We start from the raw sequence: 19263 nt of genomic DNA, 5'->3' as shown, positions 1-19263 counted from the left end.
AAGGAAGCCCTTAAATCTTTTCTTCCCTTACTAGAACAAGATAAATGCAAGTGGTGTTACGATGATAAGTGTAAGAATTACACGTTCAATCCAAATAATGATCAACTTGGGTATCGAAATAGGAATCTCTGTCGAAACAATACATGGTACAAGTGCTGAGAAAAAGATAATCGCTGAAACCGAAACAACAGCAATCACAAATTTTACGATAAGAACAGACTCAGTTACCAATAAAGCCGGCAAGAACATTTCAGCAATACTAAGGGCACTTGCTTTTGCTACAAGCATTGGTTCTGGTAATTGAAGTAAAGCAGTAAATGGATAGAAAATATAGCCAATCCAATCAAAAACAGGTGTATATTCTGCAAGGACCAATCCAAGTAGTCCAATCGATAAAATCGATGGAAGAATCGCCATAGCCATCTGTAATCCATCTTTCATATTCATCCAAATATTATCTAGTAAGCGAGGAGAACTAGCGACTGTTTCCTTTGCCTCATTCCAAGCTGCTGCAAGGAGATTGCTGCTTACCTTTATTTCCGGCTGTGGAGTTGATCCTTCATAGTACTCATCTTTCATTTTAGATAATGGCCATATTCGTACCGTGATTGCAGTTACTGTGAAAGTGACAATAAGTGTCAACCAAAAATACATATTCCAGATTTCCATTAAGCCTAGTGTTTTTGCGACGATAACCATAAATGTAGCTGAAACCGTTGAGAAACCTGTTGCAATGATCGCAGCTTCTTTTGCACTATATTTCCCTTCCTTATATATTCGATTGGTAATAAGAAGTCCAATCGAATAACTACCAACAAAAGAAGCTACTGCATCAATCGCAGAACGACCTGGAGTCTTCCATATCGGTCGCATAACTGTCTGTGTCAACACACCGATAAATTCAAGTAAACCGTATCCAACTAAAAGCGCAAGGAAAACAGCTCCAATTGGGACGAGCAATCCTACAGGAATAACAAGTTTATCAAATAAAAACGGTCCCATGTTAGGATCAAAAAGCCAAGCTGGTCCAAAGTTAAATACAAGCATTATACCAACAAATAAACCAAGCATCTTAAAAATTGAGAAAATAAGATTAACAGTTGACCTTTTCCATATTCCAGTCAAAAACGGATAAATAGCACCTGCTGCAATGACAAGTAACGCATAATACGGCAAAAAGGGTGAAGTGTGCGACTGAATATATGTGACAATATGATCAAGCATAATTGAGCTTTTCTCATCAATTGTGACTGGTACAAAGAAAATGAAAGCACCAATAAAGCTATAGACAAAAAATTTCCACATTTGAGGTGTTCCCAACTTTTTCTCAACTGTTGGTTTCTGTCTCGGCTGTTGATTTAACTCCATCCCAGTTCCTTCCTCTCTATGCTGAATTATGTTTATATTCTAATCTGGTTTATGCAGCCCGTAATAAATTGCAGCCATGCATATACCCCAATCTTAACTGTTTCAGATACTGCTGAATCTCTGCTCGGGTCGAGGCAAACAAAATCAATATGCTGAACCGAAGGATGCTTGCCGATTTCTAGTAAACTATCAAAAAGTTCAATTGCCGACATTCCACCTGGAGTGGATGCTGGAACACCAGGTGCAACAGAAATATCTAGAACATCCATGTCGACTGTCACGTAAATGCGATCAACTTTTTCTGATAACTGCTTAAGCGCCCCTTTAATCGTTTCAATTAGACCCAGCTTACGAGCCTGCTTTAATGTGACCATTTGAATGCTATGTTCATTTGCATAATTGATTAAAGGCTTTGCGTTGTAATAACCATGCAATCCAATATTGATGACATTTTCTCCCTTTACGATATTGCCATCGATTAATTGACGGATTGGTGTTCCATTTGCTGGTCCTAATTCTTTCGGATCCCTCACATCAAGATGTGTATCTAGCTGTAAGACCCCAATCTTTTCCCCGACAAAGACTTCTTTTATCCCACGGACAGCACAAGCTGTCGTTGAATGGTCGCCGCCAATCATACATGTTCGAGTAGTAGGATAGTGTGTAGCAAGATAGGCAGTTGTTTTCTGAATGCGTTGATGTGATAAAAGGATATCGGTCGTATGCATTGCCACATCTCCTGCATCACCTACTTGAAACGTACTTAAATCAATATCTTCGTCCAAGTTATATGTGGCGAATCCTTTCCACATTCTCCGAAATTCTGATGGGTATAAAGAAGCTCCAGATACACTGATTGAGGACCGGGAAATCGGTGCTCCATAAAGAATTAAATCCGGTGGTTGTTCCATTTCATGAAGCGGTTTAACCCAATGATGGACATATGCTGGTTCATCTTCAACAGGATGATTCCAAGACCATTCAGGTACTTGAAGAAAATGTTCACTCACAGCCTACACCACCTTTACACCTTTTTTCCATACTGCTTTAACATGGTTTACGCCGAATAAATATTGTAATTCCTGATAATTTTTCACATTCCATAGAACGATATCTGCTTGTTTTCCAACTTCAAGCGACCCCACCTTTTCCTCGCGGTTAATTGCACAGGCTGCATTATAAGTTGCTGCTGTTAAAGCTTCAGCAGGTGTGAGCCGCATTGAGATACATGCTAAATTCATCACGAGTGGCATAGATGTTGTTGGCGAAGAACCAGGATTACAGTCTGTTGAAATGGCCACAGCTACACCCTCATCAATCATTTTTCTACCTGCCGCTGCTTCTTCACGTAAATAAAGCGCTGTTGCTGGAAGTAAACAAGCGATTGTTCCAGCTTTCGCCATTGCTTTAATTCCTGCATCTGAAGCCTTTAATAAATGTTCAGCAGAAATTGAACCAATCTTTGCAGCCAATTCTGCTCCACCATATGACTCAATTTCATCTGCATGGATTTTCGGGATCAATCCAAACCTTTTTCCTGCATCTAATATTCGTTCAGTTTGTTCAGGGGTAAACACACCTTTTTCACAAAAAACATCATTAAATTCAGCCAGTTTTTCCTCAGCTACTACAGGTAGCATTTCATTTATCAATTGATCGACAAATTCATCCTCTCGTCCCTTATATTCTGCTGGAACCGCATGTGCACCCATAAATGTAGGAACGAGATCAATTGCATGTTGTTCCTGTAATTTTTTCATTACTCGCAACTGTTTTAGCTCAGTTTCCAGGTTCATACCATAACCGCTTTTTCCTTCCACTGTTGTTACACCATGTGCAAGAAACGAATCGAGACGGAGAGTGGTTTGTTCAATTAACTCTTCTTCTAATGCTTCTCTTGTCATGCGGGTGGTTGCATGAATCCCTCCACCCGCGTTCATAATATCCATATAGCTTGCACCTTCAAGTCGCATTTCAAATTCACGTTCACGACTTCCCCCATACACAACATGTGTATGAGGATCCACGAGTCCTGGAGTAACTAAATGGTCTGTAGCATCTACAACTTCCGCTTCATTAACTCTATCTGCATAACGTTCTTCAAGCTCATTTGTCGTACCAACAGCTTTTATCATCCCTTCTTCAATCCATATGCTACCATCTTCAATTAAACCAAGCTCAGACATCGCTTCTTTGGAACGCGGACCTTTTCCTTCAGAAGCTAAAGTAGCTAATTGAGCTGCATGCTTAATCCAGATCGGTTTTGACATTACTGATCAGCCCCTTTATCAAGCATTGGCATGTTGATTCCTTTTTCACGTGCTGTTTTCTTAGCTAGTTCATATCCTGCATCAGCGTGACGAACAACACCCATACCTGGATCTGTTGTTAAGACTCGTTCTATACGTGAGGCCGCTTCTTCTGTACCATCTGCAACAATAACCATACCAGCATGTTGTGAGTAACCCATTCCTACTCCACCACCGTGGTGAACTGATACCCATGTTGCTCCACCAACAGCATTTACCATTGCATTTAGAATCGGCCAGTCTGACACTGCATCTGATCCATCGATCATTGCTTCTGTCTCACGATTAGGTGATGCAACAGAGCCTGAATCTAAATGATCACGCCCAATCACAATCGGAGCTTTTAATTCACCATTTGCAACCATGTCATTGATGATTTTTCCAAAACGAGCACGTTCTCCATAGCCAAGCCAGCAAATACGAGAAGGTAGCCCTTGAAATTGTATTTTTTCCTGTGCCATACGGATCCAATTACACAAATGTTCATTATCACTAAATTCACGTAATATTGCCTCGTCTGTTTTATAAATATCTTCTGGATCTCCAGATAATGCTACCCATCTGAATGGTCCTTTTCCTTCGCAAAATTGCGGGCGTATATAGGCGGGTACAAAGCCAGGAAAATCGAATGCATTTTCTATGCCTTCATCTTTTGCAACCTGACGAATGTTATTACCATAATCAAATGTGATTGCTCCTTTTTCCATCATCACAAGCATTGCTTCAACATGCTTTGCCATGGATGCTTTTGAAAGTTTCACATACTCTTCTGGATTTGATTTTCGTAAATTTGCTGCCTCTTCAAGCGACATCCCTAATGGAACATATCCATTCAGTGGATCATGTGCAGATGTTTGATCTGTTAATGCGTCAGGGATAAAGTTTCTTGCAATCATCTCAGGAAGAAGTTCTGACGCGTTACCTAACAAACCAATTGATAATGCTTTCCCAGCAAATTTCGCTTCTTCAGCCAACTGAATGGCTTCTTCAAGTGTATAAGCTTTTACATCGGTGTAACGTGTTTCAATTCGACGATCAATTCTTGACTCATCAACTTCAATTCCGATACATACACCGCCATTCATTGTTACAGCAAGTGGCTGTGCACCACCCATTCCTCCAAGACCTGCTGTTACAGTAATCGTATTTCTTAGTGTCCCGTTGAAATGCTGTTTCGCTAGCTCTGCAAATGTTTCATACGTACCTTGAACAATTCCTTGGGAACCAATATAAATCCAACTGCCTGCTGTCATTTGTCCATACATCATCAATCCTTTTTTATCGAGTTCATGGAAGGTCTCCCAATTCGCATAAGCTGGTACAAGATTAGAATTTGCAAGTAAAACACGCGGGGCATCTTTATGTGTTTTAAAAATAACAACTGGTTTTCCTGATTGCACAAGTAAGGTTTCATCATTTTCTAGTTCTTTAAGTGATTTTACAATTGCATCAAATGATTCCCAATTACGTGCTGCTTTGCCAATTCCACCGTAGACAACAAGCTCATCTGGTTTTTCAGCAACATCCGGGTCAAGATTATTCATCAACATACGAAGTACAGCTTCTTGTTGCCAGCCTTTCGTATTTAATTCAGTTCCTTTATATTGAGTAATTTTACCATTTGTTATCGCTTTCATTTTTTCCCCTCCTAGTTGTGTTATCTTCATTTTATAATGAAAATTTAAGAAAAATATTATAAATTGATGATTTTTTTATAATTTATCTCAACTTACATTTATTCTTTTTATTTTTTATAAATGATCTCAATTCTCTTTCTATTACTCTTAATATTAATATAGGTCTTAAACCACAAACGTTTAGAAAGAACCAAAATTACAAAAACATCGCAGCAATCATACCAAATACAAATAATGGGATATTAAAATGAATAAACGTTGGAACACAAGTATCCCAAATATGATGATGTTTTCCATCTGCATTTAATCCTGAAGTTGGACCTAGAGTACTATCAGAAGCCGGCGAACCAGCATCCCCTAATGCTCCTGCAGTTCCAATTAAGGCTGCTGTAGCTAAAGGTGAGAAACCTAGTGCTGCACATAACGGGACGAACAGCGCTGCTAAAATTGGAATTGTTCCGAAAGATGAGCCAATCCCCATCGTAATTAATAATCCTACTAACAGCATGAAAAAAGCTGCCATAAACTTGCTATCACCAAGAAAACTTATTGTAGATTCTACTAAATTTTCAACTGCTCCCGTTTCCTTCAAGATCGTTGAATAACCTGAGGCGATTAACATGACAAAAGCAATCATCCCCATCATCTTTATCCCTTCATTAACAACGTGATCTCCATCCTTGAATGGAACAATTCTTAGTACGAACATAATGACAATTCCAGTCAGTGCTCCCATAATTAATGAGTTTGTCATTAGTTGTATGGCAAGGGCAGCAATTATCGCTATGATTGTAAACATATGATATTTTGTGAATGTTAAACTTTTCTCGACAGTTACAGCAATTTCAGCGATGCTTTCGTTTTCGACATTTACTACTCGGTCTTTTCGATACGTAATAAAAATGGCTATGAACAAACCAACAATCATTCCTAGCCCTGGTAAAAGCATAGCCATTGGAATTTGAGTAATATTAATTGGCATTCCATTCGCTTTCATTTCTTCTGCGATAATACCATGAAAAATAAGGCCAAACCCTGCTGGTATCATGATATATGGAGTTTTTAGCCCAAATGTTAAAGCAGTAGCTATAGCTCTTCGATCCAATTTCATCCTGTCAAATAAATGAAGCAGAGGCGGGATTAAGATCGGAATAAAGGCGATATGTACTGGAACAACATTTTGTGATAAACAAGCAACCCCAGCAATCGCTAACAGCATAATTGCTTTTTTCCCTTTCAACACATTTATTAAATAGTTTACGAGAAACCCAGTAATACCTGAGTATCCAATCATAACGGTAAATACCCCTAGCAAGATGTAACTTAATGCCGTATTTGCTTGTCCTCCCATTCCTGATACAAGGATATCTACTGTCTCGACAACGGATAATCCAGAAGTCAATCCAGCTGTTAATGCAGCGAATAAAATTGCTAACACAACATTTACCCTTAAAAGACTTAAAACGACCATGACAACCACGGAAATAAGAACAGCATTTATCAAACATTCGTCCCCCTTATGTATTAATAGTCGAAAGTTCAAATAGGTGTAGAAATTTATTAATGCTTATCACAACCTCTCTCTTGTCTTTAGTGATGTTTACAAAGGGAGACTTACATAGCCTCCCCATAAAATACTACTAATCAAGAATTAGCCTGTTACAATTTTGTTTCTATTTCTAGTAAACTACTATTTTAAAATAGCATCACTCTTATTATGAGTGAATTCCCTTTGTTACACTAGTATCAAAGTGAAATTCCCCTTCCTTTAACCACGCATTCATTGCTTCAATATCCTTAGAGAATATCCGATCTGCACTAATAAAGGGAACGATCTTTCTTCCATTTTCTAAAAATTCACTCGTCGCTGTAGCCATTTGATCTTTACCACGTATTTCGGCTGCCTGCATACTGCAAATTGCTTCGATTGCTAATACTCTGCGTGTATTCGTAATTACTTGGTAAGCATGTCTTGATCCAATTGTTCCCATACTAACATGATCTTCCTGGTTTGCAGATGATGGTATGGAATCAACACTTGCTGGGTGTGCTAATGTTTTATTTTCAGATACAAGAGATGCTGCGACATACTGCATGATCATTGCACCTGATTGCAAGCCTGGTTCAGGACTTAAAAACGGTGGTAAATCATTTAATTGAGGATTTACTAAGCGTTCAATTCGACGTTCTGAAATGTTTGCTAGTTCCGCAATCGCAATCGCTAAGAAATCCATCGCAAATGCAATTGGCTGTCCGTGAAAATTTCCCCCAGATAAAACCTTTTCACCGTCATCGAAAATTAACGGATTATCCGTAGCTGCATTCATTTCAATTTCCAATTTCTCCTTCACATAGTTTAACGTTTGCCATGTTGCCCCATGTACCTGAGGAATACAGCGAATTGAATAAGCATCTTGAACACGTATTTCCCCTTGTTTTGTCGTTAAATGACTATCCACAAGATGAGTACGCATTCGCTCAGCTACTTCTACTTGTTCCTTATAACCTCGTGCAAGATGTATATCTTCATCAAACGCATCAATAATCCCACGTAACCCCTCAATTGTAAGAGATGCGATTAACTCTGTTTGATATGCTAGTTTTTCAGCTTCTAAATAGGCAACAACCCCCATTGCTGTCATTGCTTGTGTTCCATTAATTAGAGCCAACCCTTCTTTTGCTGTTAAGGTGATTGGAAAAATTGATTCTTTCGTTAAAGCATTTATTGCAGGTAATCTCTCCCCTTTATAAAAGACCTCGCCCTCACCAATTAAGACAAGCGCCAAATGTGAGAGTGGTGCTAAATCACCACTTGCACCAAGTGATCCTTGCTGTGGAATCACTGGATGAATCTCCGCATTTAATAAATCCAACAATCGTTCAATTACAACTGGGCGTACACCAGAAAAACCTTTCAGTAATGCATTTGCTCGCAGGAGGATCATTGCTCTTGAAACAACTTCTGGAAAAGGATCGCCAATTCCGCATGCATGGGAGCGGATTAGATTTAGTTGCAATGCTTCAACATTCTCTTTATCTATAAACACATCACTAAATTTTCCAAAGCCAGTTGTAATGCCGTAAACGATTCTTCCTTCAGCAACAATCTTATCAACAGCTTTTCGACTTTCTTGAACTTTTCTCATACTCTCTTCTGAATAAACAACCTTTTCACGATCAAAAAGAACCTTCTCAACCTCTGAAAAACTTAGTGTTTGACCATTTAATGTAACCATTATTTTTTCTCCCTTCATTTCCCTTTAGCTAAGTAAAGGATCAATAGAAAAGGGGGCTATATCAATGAAATCCAAAAGGATTTCAAGATATAGCCCCCTATTAACTAAAATACTATGGGCAAATTATATGTGATTAATACCTAAACCAATGGTTTCATGCTCAGATCCCTTAACAGGTGCACCAATTGTGCCATATAAGGAAACAGCAATCCAATCTCCTTCTTGCTCATTATCATATGGGTTGCCTCGCAAAACAGCAAAAGATAAACCAACGGTTCTAAGTACTGATCCTAATTGCACTTGGCCTCTTGTAACACCATGCAATGCTTCAATAATCGCATGGTATAAAGCATGTGATTCGCGATAAACATCTGTTTTTACGATCTCATTTTTTTTAGCTGCTGTTTCAATAGCTGCAACTATTTTTTGAGCATCCATCGATCCAACTTTTCCTAAACAACCCTTCCAATTTGACTGCTCAAGCTTTGCCAACTGTTCAGTCGGATTATCTGACAGCAATAGAAGAATGGCGTGTCGACCTATTCGACGATCTTTATTCAATGCCATATAAACAACTCTTTCTTTTATCCTACTCATCTAAAATACTCTAATGTCTAATAACTAGTTTAATTGTAAGCGCTTCAACGATAACGTGTCAACCATAAGTTTCATGAATTAGTACTACATGGTTTTCTATGAAGCTCCACCTCTTATGCTAGCTTATGTAAAGAAAGCTGTAAATGTTCTTAAATACACATTGATGACAACAGCTGTCAATAAGACATAAATCCCAATCATTAGAGCTATTATCGTTTTACTTTTCCTACTTATCAATCCGTTTAAATCCCGGATCGATAGGCTAATGGTGTACAAGCTTCTAGCTGTTTGAATTTCGCACTAAAATAGGTTTGATGAGAATAACCTGTTAAACGGGAAATTTCTTCTAGAGATAAATCTGTTTCCTGCAAAAGACGTTTTGCCTCCCGAATACGTACTTGATGTAGGGTTTCTCGAAAGGACTGTCCTGATTCTACAGCAAAGCGACGACTTAGGGTACTTTTATTCATACGAAGTCCTTCAGCACATGCAGCTAAATTCCACTGGGTATCCCAATAGTTCGATTCGATCATTGTTTTTACCTTTTCGACAAGTGTACCAGCACCCTCCTGTAAACTGTCATGACCTGGTATTAGTAGCTGTGTGATAAATGTAAGCAGTTCTGAAACGATTTGATAGATTACAGGCTTTCGGATGATTTGTTGAAAGACATTATGATATGCCGCTTCCCATTCTACCTCATTTGTTTTGTAAGCCTTCATATAGCGACGGATTTGAGCTAGAACACTTGTAAGTCGGATTCTGACCATGTCGGGACTAGGATATGGCCGTCTATATGTAAAAAATTCATGTTCAACCCATTCACGAATTGCTTTTATGTCCCTCTTCTCAAGCATTTCAATCCATTGTCGTTGCTCAAGTGGTGTAAGGAACGGATCCAATTCCTGCCAGCCTGAACGATCATCTTCGGATAAAATTATGTCATAGCCCTCGAAGAAAACTTGTTCCGTTAATTGTTTTGTTTGTTGGTAAATCTCTTTTATTGTGGCCTTTTTTGTGGATGCATTTATAATAAGTGCAAGTGGCTCCTCCATTTTCTCTTTCCAGTGTGTAAGAAACCTGCGATATTCCTCCTTAAGAAGCGTTGATTCTTCCGTTTCATGTACCCCTAATATAAAGTGAGATAATGCAAAAAATTGATGCTTTCCAGTAAAGTGATAACCTTGTATGGTGTCATAAACAAATGGTAGTGTATTTACATGTGGAGTTAAAAAAGCCGACATGATAACTGGTTGGTTATACATTCTTTCTGTCATGAAAAAATCAGCGTAGTTTACGTCAACACCTTCTAATTTTTCATTCCTGCTATTTTGGACTTGGTGCTGTTCGTTCCTTATTTGAAAACGTACTTGCTGAATTTGTTTAATTAAATCTGAAGGAGAAAACGGCCGAAACAAAATGTCCTCTGCATGTAAGCAAAGTCCAAGATAGGCAACCCGAAAAACCCTTTCAGATGAAATTCCGAGCCAACGTATCTTATTAGTTTGTAAGGCATCTTTAAGTGTGTCATTTTCCCATGTCCATTTATCCATATCTACAATGATAAAATCTGGCTTTTCGTACTGTATTGTATTTAAAAGCCCTTTCATATTATCCAAAACTGTTAATTGAATTCCTGTGAAATGTGATTGTAAAATCCAGCGAATCCCCTGTGCTTCCAGTGCATCTTTTGCTACCATGAGAATCTTCATTGCTGCAACTCCAATTAATTAAAATAGTTTCAACTTTTAAAACTTTCTCCTTAAGCTTACACGACCCTTTTCCCATGTAACCAAAATATCACAGTCAAAAAGCTTTGATAGCTTTTCTTCTGATATCATCTCATTTGTTAGACCAGAATCAAATACCTCTCCATTTTTCAGCAGAAGGGTATGTGTGAAGATCGGCAATATTTCCTCAACATGGTGGGTAACATAAAGAAATGTAGGCGCATTTTCCCTCTTATTAATCGACTCGAGTCCTTCCAAAAGCTGTTCTCGAGCAAGAAAGTCAAGTCCTGTTGTTGGCTCATCTAATATTAGCAATTCAGGATCTGCCATTAACGCACGAGCAATTAACACACGCTGCCTTTCCCCCTGAGAAAGAGTTTCATATGCTCTATCTGCATAAGATAAACAGTGCAATTCCTCTAATAATCTAATTGCTTTTTCTCTCATTTCATCGGTCGGTTTTTCAAATAAACCAATCGAAGCAAATGCTCCACTTAAAACGATTTGGAACGCTGTATCAGATTGATACAACTTTTGTTGTAACTTGGATGATACAAGTCCAATTTTTTGACGGAGCTTCTCAGCTAAATAATCTCGTCCAAATACTTTTCCTAATACTGTTGCACGACCTTCTGTAGGGAAATAATAAGCACAAAGCATGTTTAATAGAGCTGTCTTTCCCGCTCCATTTAATCCATAAAGTACCCAGTTCTCTTCTTTATGGATACTCCAATTTATATCCTTTAAAAGCCAGTGTCCGTTTCTTTTTAAGGATATTTGTTCGAGTTCAACTATTTTTTCCATTTATATCCACCTCGGATTAATCTAAAACTTTTAAGCTACTATTTTTATCATATTACAAAATATTATTAAATTTTACCATTTACACAATTGATATTACATGACTAAATCCCAAATAAACTGATACCTTATTTTGTATATTCTTATTGCTTTCTCTTCATTATTTCTTTATAATCACTAAAAAGCTATACTGTTCGACGACGAAGAGAGTAATTTTATATGATGCCAAAAGCGAGTTAGGGATGGTGGGAGCCTAATGGATTCAATAAAATGAAGCGCACTTCTGAGATGCTAATCCGAAAATTCAAAGTAGGTCTAGCCGGGGAAAACCTCGTTATCAATGGCAAAGATGGTTCATGATGAACAATAAGAGTGGTACCGCGGGTTAATCTCGTCTCTAATTTAGAGACGGGATTTTTTTATTTTTCAGAAGAAAGGTGATGGATATGGAATTAATTAGCATATTTGCAAATGAATTAACCAAATGTTTAAAAGGCATTCTCCCTGTTAGTAACGTGACAAAGTTAATAGAAAAACCAAGACATACAAACCAAGGTGACATCGCATTTCCTTGTTTTACATTAGCAAAGATCGCAAAGAAATCTCCAAACCAAATCGCAATTGAGCTAGCAAACAACGTAAAACATCCTTTATTTGCAAAGGTAGTCGCTGATGGACCCTATGTGAATGGGTTCTTCAATAAGAAAATCATTAGCAAGGAAGTTATTCATTCAATTTTACAGCAGGGTGAAAAATACGGCTCGACTCAAATTGGGAATGGTGAAAACATTACGATTGATTTTTCTTCACCTAATATTGCAAAACCCTTCTCAATGGGACATCTAAGATCAACAGTGATTGGAAATTCTCTCGCGCATATTGTTGAAAAGTGTGGCTATAAGGCAATCCGAATAAATCATTTAGGTGATTGGGGTACACAGTTCGGAAAATTAATCGTCGCTTATAAAAAATGGGGTAACGAACAAAGTGTTCAGCAAAATCCAATAAAAGAACTCCTCGATCTTTATGTGAAATTTCATAAAGAGGCAGAAAGTCATTCACACTTAGAAGCTGAAGCCAGAATGTGGTTTAAAAAACTCGAAGATGGCGATGAAGAAGCTAAGACACTTTGGAAATGGTTTAGAAAAGAATCCCTTCAAGAGTTCTCAAAAATCTATTCCCTTTTAGGTATTGAGTTTGATACTTACCATGGTGAGGCCTTTTACAACGATAAAATGGAAGAAACCATAAATGTATTAAAGAATCAAGAGATTCTTTCATACTCAGATGGTGCAGAAGTAGTCAACTTAGAAGAATTCGATTTACCACCTTGTTTAATAAAAAAAACTGATGGTGCGACCCTTTACGCTACTAGAGATTTAACTGCAGCACTTTATCGACAAGAAACATACCATTTTTCAAAAGGGTTATATGTCGTTGGCCATGAACAAAGCCTTCATTTTAAACAAGTATTCCTCGTTCTTGAAAAATTAGGTTATAGCTGGGCAAAAGAATTAGTCCATGTTCCCTTTGGGTTTATATTAAAGGACGGCAAAAAAATGTCGACAAGAAAAGGGAAAATTGTTCTTTTGGAAGAGGTCATTAATGACGCGATTATTCTGGCTAATCAAAATATTGAAGCAAAAAATCCAACGTTAGAACATAAAGAAGAAGTTGCAAAAAATGTTGCGATTGGTTCACTTATCTTCCATGATCTAAAAAATGAGCGATTAAATAATATTGAGTTTTCTTTAGAAGAGATGTTAAAGTTCGAAGGTGAAACTGGACCATATGTTCAATATACACATGCCCGTGCATGCTCAATTTTAAGAAAAGTAAAGGAAACAAATGATTTACAAGCTGAAGGTTTAGAAGGAGAGGAAAGCTGGGCTTTGGTGAAACACCTTATGGAATTCCCAACTGTCATTAAAAAGAGCCTTACGTTATACGAACCATCGCAAATCGCAAAATATCTGATTGATTTGTCACAGGAATTCAATAAATACTATGGTCTTGTCAAAATCTTAGCAGAGGATAATCAAAAACAGAATCGGGTAGCTTTAGTGAAAACTGTGACGATTGTTTTGAGTGAAGGACTAAGATTACTTGGGATAAAGGCGCCTGAGGAAATGTAACAATTTTATCTATTAAGCAATAGACTCTGCATAAGTAAGTAGAGCCTATTGCAATTTTTCCCATTTCCATTCCCACGAATCTAACTAACAAAAAACTTCCTCTTTTCCCCAAAATAGTAAACTTTTCATATAATTCTCCATCATTATATTTTAGATCATAAGGTCAAACTAACAAAAAGAATTTAATGGAGGTGTAAACGTGAGCGATAATGAAGAAGAATATACAGACTTTTCGAATGTTGAAAAACAAAGGAACTTTTTAACACATGAGGATTTCCCTGAAGGTGCATATGGTTCTCCTTTCCGTAAAGATGAACCCGTAGAAAATAAGAGCACCCCATGGAAGGAAGGTCAGCAATACTATAGCAACTTTACTTACGAATACCGTAATATGCATGAAGATGTTCCTAGACAATTCCCAGGGGCCCACCCAACACATGATGAAAAAGATAAGGATACAGAAGCACCTTTTAATGATTCCCACTAAAAAATGAGGATGACTCAAAAAGATCAGACCAATTGAGTCATCCTCTACTAACCAAATAACGCTTTTAATCCTTGATATCCAAAGTACAGACCAAAGCCAAGTAATGATATCCCAGATATAATCGAAATTGCTTTTAAACTCTCATCATTTAAAAACTTACGAAAGCCGGTTGTTAAGCCAGCAACAAAAATATCCCATAATGTTAAACCTATAAAGATCATACAACTATAAATTAACAGCTGGCTTGTACCGTTTGTTTGCGCTGTTTTTGCTAATATTGATCCATATATCCCTAACCAAAATAAAATGGATAATGGACTTGTAACAGACATGATAAATCCTGTTAGAAAGCATTTTGATAAAGAGTCTTTTTTCCTGGTATATGTTAGGTTTACTTTATTCACACCTAAAATACTTTCAGTACCTGAATAGATTAAAATAAAGCCACCAAACAACCAAAGAAAAATTTGAACGATTGGTATTCCTAAGAACTGAACCATACCAAAATATACCATAAGCATGAACAAGGCATCAGCAACCATCGATCCTGCGCCTACAATCCATGCATGCCAAAATCCATTTTTTATCCCTTTATCTAAACGTGCAGAATTTACAGGTCCTATAGGTGCTGCTAAAGATAACCCTAAAAATATATAACTAATTAGAATACCAATACTCAACAAAACCACTCACTTCCATAATTAATAACTTGTACATTATATGAACTGAGTGATTTCCTATGACTTTTAATCCCAATTGGACAAGTCAAAGTCTGCTATTTATTTTTGGTTTAACTTAAAAATTAAGGACAAGATAAACATACATAGTAATGAAGAGGTGAGATATATGGCAAATAAAGAGAAAGAGAAAGAACAAGCTGGTACAGACGATGCCATTGTTCTTATGTTTTTAAATTTAGTTGAAGAAGACGGTATTGAAGTAGAAGTTACACTAAGCGTAAGGGGCACAATTGTGTCTGGCACTCTAATTGGAGCAAACGCCTATTATGAAGGAATAACAGAATCCTCTAAGAAACTAACTGATACAACGATGTCAAAAATCATCTCAAAAAAATTCGGAGATTTAAAAGATGCCTATGCAAAACAAAAACAAGATGAAGCAGATCAAGAATCAGATGAAAACACACTAACATTTATTCATTTAAAAGATGCTAAATATCTTAGTACAAGCAGTCAACCAATTCCATCTAGCGGCACATGGTGGAGAGGAAGAATTTCCTCTATAGATGGTTTTTCCTTTGACTCACTTGTTTAATTTGATATGAAAAATTCCCTTGAATATAGTTCGAGGGTTTTTTTATATGTAACACATATTAATCAGGTACATTTTGATCATGGGTAATTTTTAAGGACAAGAATAGTTCCCACTATGTAAAATTACTACGAAATTCAACTAGCCATCTGGTTGTATTCTATACATAAATAGGCCGCTTCCTTCTAACAATAATACTTAGGGAATACGAGGAGGTATTATATGAGTAACGCAAGTTGTAGTCCAGGTGGCTCTAGTCAAAAATCAAATAAAGGCCAAAATGAGGGAAATTTAAAGTGGTGGCAATTATCATTAGTCGGTATCGGCTGTACCATAGGTACTGGCTATTTTCTAGGTTCTAGTATCGGAGTCGGTATTACAGGTCCCTCTATCGTTTTTTCATTTCTTTTAGCAGCAATCGGAACATATATCGTATTTAATGTTTTGGCAAAAATGACTGCTGAAGACCCTCAGGAAGGTTCGTTTTGTTATTATGCCGGTAAGGCATATGGAAAATGGGCAGAGTTTAGTTGTGGCTGGAATTATTGGTGTTCGAATATTCTTATTATGGGGAGTCAATTGACAGCCCTTTCTATTCTTTCACGATTTTGGTTTCCTAATGTTCCTTTGTGGATTTTTGCAGCGGGTTATGCGATTCTTTCCATTCTTGTAGTATTAACTGGGACCAAGGGGTTTGACAAAATCGAAGATCTCCTAGCAATAATAAAATTTGCAGCAATCATTATGTTTATTATTCTTGCTCTTGCTGCACTTTTCGGATGGATAAATGCAGACAATGCTAAGCCTACTGGACTCCCTAATTCTGCAGGTGAATTGTTCGCAGGTGGATTTAAAGGATTTTGGGCTTCTCTCATCTACGCATTTTATGCTTATGGTGGAATTGAGGTTATTGGGATTATGGCAATGCAGCTTAAAAAGAAAGAGGATGCTCCAAAGGCAGGTACAGTGATGCTAATTTGCTTAACCTTTGTGTATGTCTTATCATTAGCACTTGCTGTAACGCTTGTATCACTCGAAGCCTTTCATGAGAAAGAAAGCCCATTTGTGACAGCTTTGGCAAATTACAATATATCGTTTTTTCCTCATGTGTTTAATGGGGCAATCATCATCGCTGGATTTTCAACGATGACAGCTTCCTTGTATGGCGTGACTAATTTACTTGTCACATTAGCAAATGGCGGTGATGCACCTGCAATATTTGCCAAAAAGCTAGATAAGTTCAAGAGCCTGCCTCTGCCATCATTAGGATTGGCAACAGTAGGTTTACTTGCATCTATCATTACCGCTTTACTGCTGCCTGGAAAAATATATGAGTATATCACAACTGCAGCCGGGATTTTGCTATTATACAACTGGTTTTTTATCATTATTTCTTCATTTCGAATCCTCGAATTTAAAATATGGAATAAAATCTTTGCCTTTTTTGGGCTAGCATTAATTTTGGCTGCTATTAGCGGAACTTTACTAGAAAAAGCAATTCGCCCTGGGTTCTTTGTAAGTTTACTTTTTATAGCAATTATTGGTTTAGTGTGCTTGAAAATGAAAAAGGGTTGGAAAAAAACGAAAAGTAAGATTCGGTATTATTAGTAGGCAAAAATAGCTATAGAACATTTAAAAGCCGAACTTTTCATATGCTGAAGTTCGGCTTTTTAAAAATTCATCCTAACAAACTTCTAATAAAAGTTATGATATAAGCAAGGATGGCAAATGGTTATCAATTGCCATTCACCTCTTTTGCTTCATTCCCTTCAAAATAATAATCAGCAAGCACATCTGAAAAGACATCGACTGTTCTTTCAAGCTCATCCAGATTATTATCAACTCCACCTATTTCCAATAACATCGCTTTTGTGGAAACATCCTGGTTATAAACCCCATTTCCTTCGCTTTTTGATTTTAGAAAAACTCCTCTACTTATACCAGGGTACTTTTTCTCTAGTTCAGCATGAAGTTTTTTGGCAAAATCAAGGTTTTCCAAATAATTTTCATGTTCTCTTCCAACTACGAAGTAAACCCTCGCATAGCTCTTTCCATTGATTGTTTTCGTTGTAATATTCTTTCGTGCAGAATCGCGATGGATATCAATAAAATAATCAAGATCATTATTTTTAGCTACTACAGCTTCATCAACAATCGTACCTGATACCGTGTATGCCTGCGTTGATTTCCACCCCTTTTTATGTAGTTCTTGTGTCATATTTGTTTTATCATGTTCTACCCCAATTCCTCTTTCCATTAAATTTTGAGCTAAACGATTGCCTAGACCTATGACGTTTACCCTCTCATCTGAGCTTATTGCATCGTTTGGATTTTCTGCACCTTCTAATAATGGAAGAAATGATTCCCAGCTATGGCTTTGATAAATAAAGACCGTTTTTTTATCAGGATTTGTTGCAGGCTTTTTATCCTCTTCAGACGTTTGTCTCTCCTGCAATTTTTCTTCTGCAACTTTTCTTTCATTAAGTAAGACCTCTGTAGGTGGTGGAGATTCATAAGGAATGTTGCTCAAATTCGTTCCTTCACCAGCAACAGCTATTTCTGTATCATATAGCCTTAATCCAGGTAATTCATTGCCAAGAAATGTTCTTGCATCAGTAGGTTTAATACTAGTTGCTAACTGGATCGCTAAAGAAGATAGAGAAGATGTCGTAAATAAGGGATCCTCTTGGTCGAGATAAAAGTAATGATTTTCTGCTTGAAGAAAATGAACAAACAAGTCTTCTGTATTTAGTTCACCAATTGTTCTCTGAATATTTTTGGAATCAATCGTTACATTCATCGTAATAATTAGTCCAATCAAACAAAACACAAAAATAATCAATAGAATCGGTACATACGCAGCCTTTATCCAGAAACGCCCTCTTGACTTCACCGAACAACCCCCTTCATTTATATATATGAAAAATAAAGGGTTGTATGGCATTTTTTTAGGATTGTTTACTTAGGTTACGATCATAAGAAAACATTCACTTTTCCTTTAATAAATCTTAAGATTTCATCGCTATACTAAAAGACATATCCATATTTGAGATAAAAAAACAAACTAGGAGGTTTTAACGATATGTCTATCATGTTCACAATTAATTCATGGTTTATTCTTGTACCATTATTCTTTATCTTTGTACTATTCATGATTTATTTCGCAAAGTCTAGAAAGCAATCATATAGTATTTTTCAATATACGTTATTAACATCGTTTGTCATTTACATATTAGGTGTCATATACTTTGTGTTCCTACCAATAGATGTAAATTTTGGAAAGTATGCTAATCAAGCACCATGGTATAGCTCGACGAATATCATACCTATCTTAACAATTGACTTAAAAACATTTCTATTAAATATCATGATGTTGATACCATTCGGAATGTACTTGCCATTTATAAACAAGAGGTTTGACAGCGTAAAAAGTGTTGCTAAACTTGGGTTTTCACTCAGTTTTTCAATAGAAGTCATCCAATTATTGATCAGGGTTTCATTAGGAAGTGCCAGGAGTACGGATATAAACGACTTGATTGCTAATACGCTTGGGAGTGTGTTAGGGTATTTGCTTATTAATATATTATCAAAATCATCATTTGCCAAAAATGTGATGAATAAGTTTTCGTTATCATAACTATTAACTTACCATAAAAAAGCAAGCAGGTTATGTATTTTGAGAAATACTCCT

Annotated in this window: 16 protein-coding genes and 1 other annotated feature; of the genes, 5 read left to right on the top strand and 11 right to left on the bottom strand. The window is 36.9% G+C overall.

Annotation, left to right across the window (positions count from 1 at the left end):
* Positions 1 to 30 precede the first annotated feature (30 nt).
* The 9 genes from HUW50_RS16705 to HUW50_RS16665 form a co-directional block, all read right to left on the bottom strand.
* Positions 31 to 1368, bottom strand: a complete 1338-nt coding sequence (locus HUW50_RS16705) for a YjiH family protein (protein WP_083964435.1) — start codon at positions 1366 to 1368, stop codon at positions 31 to 33.
* A 32-nt stretch (positions 1369 to 1400) separates the two neighbouring features.
* Positions 1401 to 2378: an agmatinase family protein gene (locus HUW50_RS16700; protein ID WP_066325354.1), complete on the bottom strand. Its 978-nt coding sequence runs from the start codon at positions 2376 to 2378 to the stop codon at positions 1401 to 1403.
* Positions 2379 to 2381: 3 nt separating this feature from the next.
* On the bottom strand, positions 2382 to 3638 hold the full coding sequence (hutI, locus tag HUW50_RS16695) for an imidazolonepropionase (protein WP_066325352.1): 1257 nt from the start codon (positions 3636 to 3638) through the stop codon (positions 2382 to 2384).
* Positions 3638 to 5314 carry a urocanate hydratase gene (gene hutU / locus HUW50_RS16690; protein WP_185653056.1) on the bottom strand — a complete coding sequence of 559 codons (1677 nt, stop codon included), beginning with the start codon at positions 5312 to 5314 and terminating at the stop codon, positions 3638 to 3640. Before hutU ends, hutI begins: the two co-directional genes overlap by 1 nt.
* 196 nt (positions 5315 to 5510) lie before the next feature.
* Entirely contained in the window at positions 5511 to 6785 is a 1275-nt protein-coding gene (locus HUW50_RS16685) for a Na+/H+ antiporter family protein (protein WP_396652642.1), read from the bottom strand.
* A gap of 244 nt (positions 6786 to 7029) precedes the next feature.
* Complete coding sequence (gene hutH / locus HUW50_RS16680; protein WP_066325343.1) at positions 7030 to 8550, bottom strand: histidine ammonia-lyase; 1521 nt, start codon at positions 8548 to 8550, stop codon at positions 7030 to 7032.
* Between the two features lie 123 nt (positions 8551 to 8673).
* Positions 8674 to 9117 carry a histidine utilization transcription antiterminator HutP gene (hutP, locus tag HUW50_RS16675; protein WP_066325340.1) on the bottom strand — a complete coding sequence of 148 codons (444 nt, stop codon included), beginning with the start codon at positions 9115 to 9117 and terminating at the stop codon, positions 8674 to 8676.
* A 272-nt stretch (positions 9118 to 9389) separates the two neighbouring features.
* On the bottom strand, positions 9390 to 10859 hold the full coding sequence (locus tag HUW50_RS16670) for a response regulator transcription factor (protein ID WP_185653054.1): 1470 nt from the start codon (positions 10857 to 10859) through the stop codon (positions 9390 to 9392).
* A 36-nt stretch (positions 10860 to 10895) separates the two neighbouring features.
* Positions 10896 to 11681 (bottom strand): ABC transporter ATP-binding protein, encoded by a 786-nt coding sequence (locus tag HUW50_RS16665; RefSeq protein WP_066325337.1) that lies wholly within the window; start codon positions 11679 to 11681, stop codon positions 10896 to 10898.
* 185 nt (positions 11682 to 11866) lie between these two features.
* Positions 11867 to 12080 (top strand) — a binding site (T-box leader).
* Positions 12081 to 12124: 44 nt separating this feature from the next.
* Between HUW50_RS16665 and argS the strand changes: the two genes are divergently transcribed.
* Both argS and HUW50_RS16655 read left to right on the top strand, forming a co-directional pair.
* Complete coding sequence (gene argS, locus HUW50_RS16660; RefSeq protein WP_185653053.1) at positions 12125 to 13813, top strand: arginine--tRNA ligase; 1689 nt, start codon at positions 12125 to 12127, stop codon at positions 13811 to 13813.
* Positions 13814 to 14012: 199 nt separating this feature from the next.
* Positions 14013 to 14300, top strand: a complete 288-nt coding sequence (locus tag HUW50_RS16655) for a hypothetical protein (protein WP_066325334.1) — start codon at positions 14013 to 14015, stop codon at positions 14298 to 14300.
* Positions 14301 to 14347: 47 nt separating this feature from the next.
* On the opposite strand, the gene HUW50_RS16650 is transcribed toward HUW50_RS16655, so the two are convergent.
* Positions 14348 to 14980 (bottom strand): LysE family transporter, encoded by a 633-nt coding sequence (locus HUW50_RS16650; protein WP_066326251.1) that lies wholly within the window; start codon positions 14978 to 14980, stop codon positions 14348 to 14350.
* Positions 14981 to 15146: 166 nt separating this feature from the next.
* Here HUW50_RS16650 and gvpU point away from each other — a divergent pair, with 166 nt between their 5' ends.
* Together gvpU and HUW50_RS16640 are read left to right on the top strand one after the other, a co-directional pair.
* On the top strand, positions 15147 to 15575 hold the full coding sequence (gene gvpU / locus HUW50_RS16645; protein ID WP_066325332.1) for a gas vesicle accessory protein GvpU: 429 nt from the start codon (positions 15147 to 15149) through the stop codon (positions 15573 to 15575).
* A gap of 219 nt (positions 15576 to 15794) precedes the next feature.
* Positions 15795 to 17180, top strand: coding sequence for an amino acid permease (locus HUW50_RS16640; RefSeq protein ID WP_066325331.1), 1386 nt, complete (start codon positions 15795 to 15797; stop codon positions 17178 to 17180).
* A gap of 127 nt (positions 17181 to 17307) precedes the next feature.
* On the opposite strand, the gene spoIIP is transcribed toward HUW50_RS16640, so the two are convergent.
* Positions 17308 to 18465: a stage II sporulation protein P gene (gene spoIIP, locus HUW50_RS16635; RefSeq protein ID WP_066325329.1), complete on the bottom strand. Its 1158-nt coding sequence runs from the start codon at positions 18463 to 18465 to the stop codon at positions 17308 to 17310.
* A gap of 189 nt (positions 18466 to 18654) precedes the next feature.
* On the opposite strand from spoIIP, the gene HUW50_RS16630 reads away from it, so the two are divergent.
* Entirely contained in the window at positions 18655 to 19209 is a 555-nt protein-coding gene (locus HUW50_RS16630; RefSeq protein WP_066325328.1) for a VanZ family protein, read from the top strand.
* Positions 19210 to 19263: the final 54 nt, after the last annotated feature.

The sequence above is a fragment of the Metabacillus sp. KUDC1714 genome (assembly GCF_014217835.1).
In the GTDB taxonomy this organism is placed as follows: domain Bacteria; phylum Bacillota; class Bacilli; order Bacillales; family Bacillaceae; genus Metabacillus; species Metabacillus rhizosphaerae.
The sequence above is the reverse complement of the archived record's forward strand: the minus strand, read 5'-3'. Positions and strand labels throughout refer to the sequence as shown.